Origin of the sequence: Corallococcus sp. CA053C (assembly GCF_003611675.1) — a bacterium.
Taxonomy (GTDB): Bacteria; Myxococcota; Myxococcia; order Myxococcales; family Myxococcaceae; genus Corallococcus.
Map to the genome: position 1 here is coordinate 1 of NZ_RAWA01000418.1, position 8,739 is coordinate 8,739.

7 protein-coding genes and 1 pseudogene are annotated in these 8,739 nt (G+C 70.6%); 5 read left to right on the plus strand and 3 right to left on the minus strand.

Annotated elements, in window-relative coordinates; all coding sequences use genetic code 11:
• A pseudogene (locus tag D7V97_RS35710) lies at positions 1-362 on the minus strand (hypothetical protein); the annotation flags it as partial.
• Positions 363-436: 74 nt separating this feature from the next.
• Here D7V97_RS35710 and D7V97_RS35715 point away from each other — a divergent pair.
• Positions 437-2,584, plus strand: a complete 2,148-nt coding sequence (locus tag D7V97_RS35715) for a peptidylprolyl isomerase (RefSeq protein ID WP_120615093.1) — start codon at positions 437-439, stop codon at positions 2,582-2,584.
• Positions 2,585-2,611: 27 nt separating this feature from the next.
• Here the strand turns inward: D7V97_RS35715 and D7V97_RS35720 are convergent, their stop codons facing one another.
• Complete coding sequence (locus D7V97_RS35720; protein WP_120615099.1) at positions 2,612-3,733, minus strand: HD domain-containing phosphohydrolase; 1,122 nt, start codon at positions 3,731-3,733, stop codon at positions 2,612-2,614.
• A 246-nt stretch (positions 3,734-3,979) separates the two neighbouring features.
• Here D7V97_RS35720 and D7V97_RS35725 point away from each other — a divergent pair, with 246 nt between their 5' ends.
• The 4 genes from D7V97_RS35725 to D7V97_RS35740 all read left to right on the plus strand — a co-directional run bounded on the left by D7V97_RS35725 (position 3,980) and on the right by D7V97_RS35740 (position 8,154).
• Positions 3,980-4,981, plus strand: a complete 1,002-nt coding sequence (locus D7V97_RS35725; protein WP_120615094.1) for a dihydrodipicolinate reductase — start codon at positions 3,980-3,982, stop codon at positions 4,979-4,981.
• A gap of 20 nt (positions 4,982-5,001) precedes the next feature.
• Positions 5,002-5,451 (plus strand): MaoC family dehydratase N-terminal domain-containing protein, encoded by a 450-nt coding sequence (locus tag D7V97_RS35730; protein ID WP_120615095.1) that lies wholly within the window; start codon positions 5,002-5,004, stop codon positions 5,449-5,451.
• Positions 5,451-6,131 carry a MaoC family dehydratase gene (locus D7V97_RS35735; protein ID WP_120615096.1) on the plus strand — a complete coding sequence of 227 codons (681 nt, stop codon included), beginning with the start codon at positions 5,451-5,453 and terminating at the stop codon, positions 6,129-6,131. Before D7V97_RS35730 ends, D7V97_RS35735 begins: the two co-directional genes overlap by 1 nt.
• Positions 6,132-6,309: 178 nt before the next feature.
• Complete coding sequence (locus D7V97_RS35740; RefSeq protein ID WP_120615097.1) at positions 6,310-8,154, plus strand: acyl-CoA dehydrogenase; 1,845 nt, start codon at positions 6,310-6,312, stop codon at positions 8,152-8,154.
• 85 nt (positions 8,155-8,239) lie between these two features.
• Here the strand turns inward: D7V97_RS35740 and D7V97_RS35745 are convergent, their stop codons facing one another.
• On the minus strand, positions 8,240-8,695 hold the full coding sequence (locus D7V97_RS35745; RefSeq protein WP_120615098.1) for a biopolymer transporter ExbD: 456 nt from the start codon (positions 8,693-8,695) through the stop codon (positions 8,240-8,242).
• Positions 8,696-8,739: the final 44 nt, after the last annotated feature.

Here is an 8,739-nt window from a genome sequence, read left to right on the forward strand (position 1 = left end):
GGACCGCCCCGGGTGGGGGGACGCTGGGTGCGCTCCTTGGCGATGGCCTCCATGTTGCGCACGTTGGTGGCGTCGTCGCTCGGCGGCGCGGCGGGACGGGGACCCGTCCTGGCGCGGGCCGGGGCGGGACGCGCGCGGGGCACGGGGGCCGCGGGACGCGCGCGCGGCGCCGGTGCGACCCCGGTGCTCTCCTCATCCTCGGGTTCGCCCTCGTCCTCGGCGCCCGCGAGGAAGGACTTGTCGATGATGTAGTCGCATTCGGGGCAGATGGCGGTGTCGTCCGCGACCTTGCTCTTGCAGCCTGGGCAGTTCAGGGCCGGTGCTCCGGGAGGGGTGAACAGCCCTCCATCTTTCCGGCCCACGCGCGTGCCTGTCAAACCCGTTCAGCGCCATAACCCCTGGATTTTCGCGGAGAATTGACCTACCCCCTGGGGGCATGGCCCGCCTGCCCGCCGCCGTGTCCACTGGCCTCCTCCTGCTGACCGCATGCGTACGGGCGCTGCCTCCGTCCGACGGAGGTGGGAATCCGGACCCGTCAGCCGAGCCTGTCCTGGCGCGCATCGCCGACTGGGAGGACCGCCGCTCGCTGGCCGGGGGCGAGCTCGTGAGGATCGCCACGTCCGCTCCGGATGCGGCGGTGCGAAGGCGCGCCCTGAGGGCGCTCGGGCGCATCCAGGACGTGACGACGCTGGACGCGGTGGTGGCCGGGCTGACGGCTTCCGACGCGACCGTGCGCGACGAGGCGGCCTTCGCGGCGGGCGAGCTGGCGCTGTCGTGGGAGCCCCTGCCGGACGAGGCCCGGACGGCCTTGACCGCAGCGCTGACGCGGGCCGAGGCCTCGGAAGCCGACCCGACCGTGCGGACCACGCTGCTGGAGTCCCTGGGCAAGCTGGCCACACCCGGCGCGGTGGAGGCCCTCACGGCCCGCCTGTCCCCAGCGGACAGTCCCTGGGCGGCGCCCGCGGCGAAGGCCCTGGGCGTGGTGGCGCGCAAGGCCGGTGCGGCGTCGGTGGCCGGCGTTCCGCTGGCGGCGATGGTGGCGCTGACGGACCCCGCGCGTCCGCAAGCGGTGCGCTACGGCGGGGCGTACCTGCTGGCGACGGCGAAGCGCCCGGAGGCCGTGCCCACGTTGCGCGGCTGTCTGGGTGACGCGGATCCGGACGTGCGCGCGCTCTGCGCGAAGGGGCTGGGGGACGTGGGCGGGCCCACCGATGCGCCCGCGCTGGCGCCGCTGCTCGCGGACGGCACCCCCCGGGTGGCGGCGGAGGCGGCGCGGGCGTTGGCGAAGCACGTGGCGAAGTGCCAGGCCGCGCAAGGTCCCACCGGGTGCCCGCCGCTGGGGGCGCTGGCCTCGCTCGCGTCCCCGGTGAAGCAGGTGGCGGCGGGACACGCGGCGTGGGCGCATCCGCTGCTCGCGGTGGCGCAACAGGGGCTTCCCGTGAGCGGAAGGCCGCTGCTGATCAACCTCCGGAGCGCGTTGGCGGAAGCCGACCGGAGCGCGAAGTCCGACGAGGCACGCACGGATCTCGCGTGGCTGGACTGCCGGTTCGCGGCGGCCCTGGACCGACAGTCCGGAGAGCTGAAGGAGGCGCGCGCGTGCGGCTTCGGCCGCGTGGCCGACCCCCGGCGACTGGCCCTGGGCCTGCACGAGGTGGCGCAGTTCACGCAAGGCGTCTCCGCTCCTGCCTCGCCGGGCGCAACCCCTCCCCGGGGGCCCGGCGCGGCCTTCGCGGTGCCGCTGCTGGGCCACGCAAGCCCGGTGGTGCGCGGCGCGGCGCTCGAAGTCGTGGCGGAGCGTCCGGTGCCGGAAGCCCTGGCGCCGGTGCGCGCGCTCATCGCGGGAGATGACGCGGTGGTGGCGGGGCTCGCCGCGTCCGCCGCGGGCAAGCTGCACGACGCCGAAGCCCTGCCCGCCGTGGAAGTCCTGGCGGCGCGGGTGCCCCGGGAGCCGGACCTCGCGGAGGCGGTGGCCGGCGCGCTCGTCGCGTTGCAGGGCAGGGCGGCCGAGCCCCGTTTGCGCGAATGGCTGGGCCACCCGCACGCCAACGTGCGCCGGGTCGCGGCCGAGGCCCTCACGACGCTGACGGGCGCTCCGGTGCGCTCGGCCCACGTGGAGCTGCCCGCGGACACGTACCGTCCGCCAGCCGCGCCGCCGGGCACGACGCTCACGCTGCGCACGCGCAAGGGGGACATCACCGTCCTGCTGGTGCGCGACGCGCCGCTCACGGGTGGCAACCTGGTGGCGCTCGCGAAGCAGGGCTACTTCCGGGGCGTCACCTTCCACCGCGTGGTGCCGGACTTCGTCGCGCAGGGCGGCGATCCGCGCGGGGACGGGGAGGGCGGCCCGGGGCACTCCATCCGCTGTGAGATGACGCGCCGGCCGTACACGCGCGGCGTCGTGGGGATGGCGCTGTCGGGGAAGGACACCGGCGGCAGCCAGTTCTTCTTCACCCATTCACCGCAGCCGCACCTGGACGGCCGCTACACGGTGTTCGGCGAAGTCGTCGCCGGCATGGACACCGTGGATGCGCTGCTGGAGGGCACGGTCATCGACGACGTCATCGTCGGCACCCACGCTCCGTAGGGTCCGGCGTCCGGCGGTGCGGCGGCCTCATGCCCCGCTGGCGCGCGCGGGCTCCGGCTCACCCTTCGCGTTGAGCGTCCCGCCCGTCCAGCGGCGGTTCTCCGCCTCCTCCATCGCCTCCACCTCCCGGCGGATGCGGGCCCACTCCGTCTCCGGCAGGCGCAGGAAGGCATCCGCGAGCGCCGGGTCGAACTGCGTGCCCGCACAGCGACGGATCTCCTCGCGCGCCACGCTCATCGGACGGCCCTTGCGGTAGGGGCGGTCGGACGTGATGGCGTCCAGCGTGTCCACGAGACAGAAGATGCGCGCGCCCACGACGATCTCCTCGCCCTGGAGCCCCAGCGGGTAGCCCTTGCCGTCCCAGCGCTCCTGGTGCTGCAGGACGATGAGCGCCGCGTCGTGCAGGTAGGGCATCTTCGCCAGCATCCGGTAGCCGAACTCCGGGTGCTGCTTCATCTCCACCCACTCGTCCGGCGTCAGCGGTCCGGGCTTGAGCAGGATGGAGTCGCGCACGCCAATCTTCCCGATGTCGTGCAAGAGCGCGCCCTGTTCCACCACGTCCAGCGCGGGCCCCGTGAGGCCGATCTCCTGCGCCAGCCGCCGCGCGTACAGCGACACGCGCCGCGAGTGCCACTGCGTCTCCGTGTCCCGGTAGTCCAGCGCGCTGATGAGCCCGTCCAGGAGCCCCGCGGTGCGCTCGATGACCCGGCGCTCCAGATCCTGGTTGATCTCCAGCAGCTCCTCGTTCTTGTGCGCGACCTCGCGCGTCAGCCGCTCGTTGGCCTCCACCAGCCGGCGGTGCTCGAAGGCCTGGCGCACGCTGCTCGTCAGCTCGCTCAGCGCCCAAGGCTTGCCCAGCAGGCGGAACACCTCGCCCCGGTTCACCGCCTCCGACGCCGTCTTGAAGTCCGCCGCCGCGGTCAACATCAGCCGCACTGCCCGTGGATTCTTCTCCCGCAGCGCCGACAGCAGCTCGATGCCGTTGAGGTACGGCATCATGAAGTCCGTCAGCACCACGTCGAAGCCCTGCTCACGGGCCGCCAGCACCGGATCGCTGTGCGTCACGACCTTGTAGCCTTCCGCCTGCAGGATGCGGGACAGCGCGGCGAGGATGAGCACGTCGTCGTCCACCACGAGGATCCGGTCCATGGATGCGTACACTCCGAGCGAGCGGAACTGCGTTTTCTCAAAGTCTTATATCGGGTCCGCAGGCGACCAGGCAGTCCCCCCCAAGCTTTCCAGTACCGCTAAACCAGCGGAATTCTTGAAGATTCACTCAAACCCGCGCTCGCCGGACTCCACGTCACGCTTGCCTGCTTGCGGAAGCGTGTTCTATGGTGCGGCCCTACCTGTCGTAAGTGCTTGTAACCCCTTGGAATTCGGGAGCAATTTCCGATGGCAAAAGCCCCTGATGGGCCAGTGCCGGTCGTGGTGATGGGGCTGGGGTTCATCGGGCAGGAGATTGCCAGGGCCGCCCTGTCGTCCCCGGAGGTGGAACTCATCGGCGCGGTGGACCCGCAGCCGTCCCTGGTCGGACGTCCCCTGGGGGACGTGCTGGGGCAGGCCGGGCCGCGCTTCAAGATCTCCGAATCCCTGGAGCGCGCGGTGGGTCGCCGCAAGGGCGTGGTGGTGCTGCACGCCACCAGCTCCCGGCTCGCGCAGGTGATGGACCAGCTGCTGGAGGCGCTCAAGCTGGGCCTGCCGGTGGCGAGCACCTGCGAGGAGCTGGCGTTCCCGTACCTCAAGTACCCGGAGCTGGCGGAGAAGCTGGAGCGCGCGGCCCAGAAGGCGGGCGTCGCCATCGTGGGCACCGGCGTGAACCCGGGCTTCGTGCTGGATCGCCTCGTGGCGACGGCGGGCCAGGTGTGCGGTCCGGTGCGCAAGGCGACGGTGAGCCGGGTGGTGGACGCCCGCACGCGCCGTGAGGCCCTGCAGCGCAAGGTGGGCGCGGGCCTGACGGAGGAGGAGTTCTTCGACCTGGTGGACCGCGAGGAGCTGGGCCACGTGGGCCTGGTGGAGTCCGCGGCGCTGGCGGCGCTGGGCCTGGGCCTGGACTGCGACGACTTCGAGGAGGAGGTCGCGCCGGTATTCGCCGAGGAGGACATCACCGGCGGCGCATTTGTGGTGAAGAAAGGCCGCGTCGCGGGCATGTTCCAGTCCGTGGTCGGATTGGAGGAGGGTCAGGAGCGGGTGCGCCTGGAGCTGACCATCGCGGTGGGGGCGGAAGATCCAAGGGATCGCATCGAAATCGACGCGGATCCCAGGCTGGTGCTGGAAATCCCGGGGGGAGTGGCAGGCGACCGGGCCACCGCGAATGCGCTGGTGAATGCCGCGCCACGATTGACGGCCGCGGAGGCCGGGCTCCTGACGGTGCTCGAGCTTCCGGCAGGCCGCTGAAGGATCATCAGGAGAGGGACATGCTGGACAAGAATGCGATTGGCCGCGCCTCGCCGCCGACGCTCAACGAGGTGGAGAAGGGCGCCATCCGGCGCTTCGCCGAGGCGATTGGCGACTACAATCCCATCTACTACGACGAGGAGTACGCCCGGGCTTCGGGCTACCCCACCATCGTCGCGCCGCCCACGTTTCCCGCGTCGTTCCATTCCGCGGCGGACCTGCGGGAGCTGTTGGGGGTGGGCATCAAGAGCCTGCTGCACGCTGAACAGGGGTTCGACTACGAGCGTCCCATCTTCGCGGGGGATCGCATCTACGTGTCCACCCGCGTGTCGGACGTCTTCGAGCGGCCGGGCATGTCCGGGAAGATGGACATCGCGGTCATCGAGGACGAAGGCCGTGACGAGGAGGGCAACCTCGTCTTCCGCGCCCGTCGCACCCTCGTGGTGCGCGCCGCCAAGGAGACCGTTTGATGCCCGCGCGCAAGCTCTACTTCGAATCCATCCGCGTCGGTGACGAGCTGCCGGCGCTCGCCAAGGCCCCCGTGGACCGCGTGCAGCTGTCGCGCTACGCGGGCGCCTCCGGCGACTACAACCCCGTGCACGTGGACGAGCTGTACGCCAAGAGCGTGGGCATGCCGTCCGTCTACGCCCCAGGCATGCTCGTCATGGGCATGCTCGGCCAGCTCATCAGCGACTGGGCACGCGGCGGCCAGCTGCGCCGCTACAACGTCCGCTTCATCAAGATGGTGTGGCCGGGCGACACCGTGGTCTGCAAGGGCCGCGTGAGCGACCGCCACGGCTCCGGCGGCCGGTACTTCGTCGAAATCGACCTCTGGGCGGAGAACCAGAAGGGCGAGCTCGTCATGAAGGGCGGCTCGCAGATCCAGCTGTTCTTCTCTCTGGAGGACGAGAACCGCCAGCGCTCCGGCCAGTCTCCCATCGTCGTGGAGGTCCCCCGCGAGAGCCTCGTCGTCCCGGCCCCCGCCACGGCGTCCTCGGAAGCCGCCAGCAGCGCGCCCACCGCCCCCGAGGAGGAGGACGAGGGGACGGACGAGGGCAGGACTGGCGCCTCGTCCAAGAAGACCGCCCCCCGGGAGAAACCCGCCGCCAAGACGGCCTCCCTCCCGGTGGCGAAGAAGGCCAAGAAGTAGGCTTTCGAAGCCCAGGTCCCGCGTTCGAGAAGGGCGGCTTCGACCGCTGCTCAACGCGGGGTGTCATTCAGGGTTGACTCAAAAATCAGCCGACGCCACACTTCCTGAGTCAGATGGGCCGCTGACCCCCCTCCCGCCAAACGGGCCAGGGGCAGCGAGCCCCCACGCAGGAGTGGCCATGTCCGCCGGCATCAACACCTACAAGACCGACCTTCGAGAGATCTTCTTCACGCTGTTCGAGCAGTTCGGCTTCGGCCAGGTGGCGGGACAGGCGCCCTATGACGCCTGGGGTCCGGACGAGGCGAAGGCGGTGCTGACGGAGACCTACCGCTTCGCGCGCGAGGTGCTGGGGCCCCTCAACGCGTCCGGTGATCGCGAGGGCTGTCGGGTGGAGAACGGCGCCGTCTTCACGCCCAAGGGCTTCAAGGACGCGTGGCAGAAGCTCTACGAGCAGGGCTTCAAGACGGTGGCGGTGAGCCCGGACCACGGCGGCCAGGGCGCGCCGATGATGCTCCAGGTGACGGTGGAGGAGATCCTCTCCGGCGCCAACACGGCCTTCAACATGTACCCGGGCCTGGCGTTCGGCGCGGCGGAGGTCATCGCCGAGTGCGGCACGCCCGCGCAGCAGAAGCAGTTCGTGGAGCGCATGCTCAACGGCACGTGGGGCGGCACCATGTGCCTCACCGAGCCGCACGCCGGCTCCGACGTGGGCGCGGCCAAGTCCACCGCGCGTCGCAACGCGGACGGCACGTACAGCATCCGGGGCACGAAGATCTTCATCTCCGGTGGCGACCACGACATGGCCGGCAACATCATCCACCTGGTGCTCGCGCGCGTGGATGGCGCGCCGGCCGGCACCAAGGGCCTGTCGCTGTTCATCGTCCCCAAGCTGCGCATCAACGCGGACGGCTCCGCGGGCGGCTCCAACGACGTCACCGTGGCGTCCATCGAGCACAAGATGGGCATCAACGGCTCCGCCACCTGTGTCCTCAACTTCGGTGAGAACGACGCGTGTCTGGGCGAGCTCGTCGGCACCGTTGAGCACGTGGGCATGAGCCAGATGTTCAAGATGATGAACGGCGCGCGCATCGCCGTGGGCATCCAGGGCGTGAGCCTCGCGTCGGCCGCATACTACAACGCGGTGGACTACGCGAAGGACCGCAAGCAGGGCTCCCACTTCACCAAGTGGAAGGACCCGTCCGCGCCGCGCGCCCCCATCATCGAGCACCCGGACGTCCGCCGCATGCTGCTGGACATCAAGGCGCACGTGGAGGGCATCCGCTCGCTCATCATCAAGCTGGCCATGCACCTGGACAAGGCGCGGCAGCTGGCGGGCAAGGACGACGACGCGGCCAGCTACCACAGGGGCCAGGTGGAGGTGCTGACGCCGCTCGTGAAGTCCTACGGCTCCGACCAGGCCTTCCGCCTGTGCGCGCAGGCCATCCAGGTGTACGGCGGCGCCGGCTACATCCAGGACTACCCGGTGGAGCAGTACACGCGCGACTCGAAGATCTTCTCCATCTACGAGGGCACCAACCACATCCAGGCCATGGACCTTGTCGGGCGCAAGATGGGCCAGGCGGGCGGCGCGCACTTCCAGCAGTTCATGGGCGACGTGGGCAGCTTCGTGGAAGCCCACCGCGACCACCCGGTGCTGGGCGAGGCCGTGAAGACGCTGGCCGGCGCGCAGGAAGGCCTGATGTCCAGCGCGATGGCGCTGTTCGGCTGGTCGCAGGACCAGGGCCGCTTCCCGCTCATCCCGCTGTCCGCCAACCGCTTCCTCAACATGATGTCCGAGGTCGCCGTGGGCTGGCTGCTGCTGGACGCGGCCGTCATCGCGGAGAAGGCGTCCGCCTCCGTGAGCGCGGACCACCCGGACAAGGCCTTCTACGACGGCAAGAAGTTCAGCGCGCTCTGGTACGCGCGCAACGTGCTGCCCAACGTGGAGTTCGCCGCGCGCCTCATCGCGGCCGAGGACACGTCGCCCATGGACATCACCGACGCGGCGTTCGCGTCCGTCTAGTCCAGCGAGTCGGACCGCGCGGTTGAAGTCTCCGAGGGCCCTCCGGCACGCACTGCCGGGGGGCCTTCGTCGTTTTGCGCGGGCTTCAGTTGCCTTCGCGCACGCCGATGGCGAGCTGGGCGAGGCCCGCCTTCTTCGCCATCTCCATCACCTGCACCACGGTGCCGTGGGAGACGCCTTCGTCCGCCTGCACGATGACCACGGTGTCGGGGTTCTGGGCCTTGGCGGTGTCAAAGGCCTGCTTCAGCTCCGCCTCCGCGACGACGTTGCCCGCGAGCACGAAGCGGCCGTCCGCCAGCACCGCCACGGACATGTCCGTGGTGCGCGCGGTGACGTCGGCGGCGCCGCCCTTGGGCAGGTTCACCTTGAGGCCCGCCTTGGCGCCTCCGCCCGGGCCCTGCTGGGTGATGACGGTGCTGGTCACCATGAAGATGATGAGCAGCACCAGCATTACGTCCGTCAGCGGCGTGATGTTGATCTCCGCGAAGCCGGCGTCCGCGCCTTCATCGTCGGAGGAGCCCGGCGTCTTTCCCATGGCCATGGTGGGCGTCTCTCCTGGTTACGACGAAGCGGGCTGTGGATCCG

Bases quoted from the DNA above. Each gene is read 5' to 3' on its own strand.
- D7V97_RS35715 (WP_120615093.1), top strand. From the start codon at position 437: ATGGCCCGCCTGCCCGCCGCCGTGTCCACTGGCCTCCTCCTGCTGACC.
- D7V97_RS35740 (WP_120615097.1), top strand. From the start codon at position 6,310: ATGTCCGCCGGCATCAACACCTACAAGACCGACCTTCGAGAGATCTTC.
- D7V97_RS35735 (WP_120615096.1), top strand. From the start codon at position 5,451: ATGCCCGCGCGCAAGCTCTACTTCGAATCCATCCGCGTCGGTGACGAG.
- D7V97_RS35725 (WP_120615094.1), top strand. From the start codon at position 3,980: ATGGCAAAAGCCCCTGATGGGCCAGTGCCGGTCGTGGTGATGGGGCTG.
- D7V97_RS35720 (WP_120615099.1), bottom strand. From the start codon at position 3,733: ATGGACCGGATCCTCGTGGTGGACGACGACGTGCTCATCCTCGCCGCG.
- D7V97_RS35730 (WP_120615095.1), top strand. From the start codon at position 5,002: ATGCTGGACAAGAATGCGATTGGCCGCGCCTCGCCGCCGACGCTCAAC.
- D7V97_RS35745 (WP_120615098.1), bottom strand. From the start codon at position 8,695: ATGGCCATGGGAAAGACGCCGGGCTCCTCCGACGATGAAGGCGCGGAC.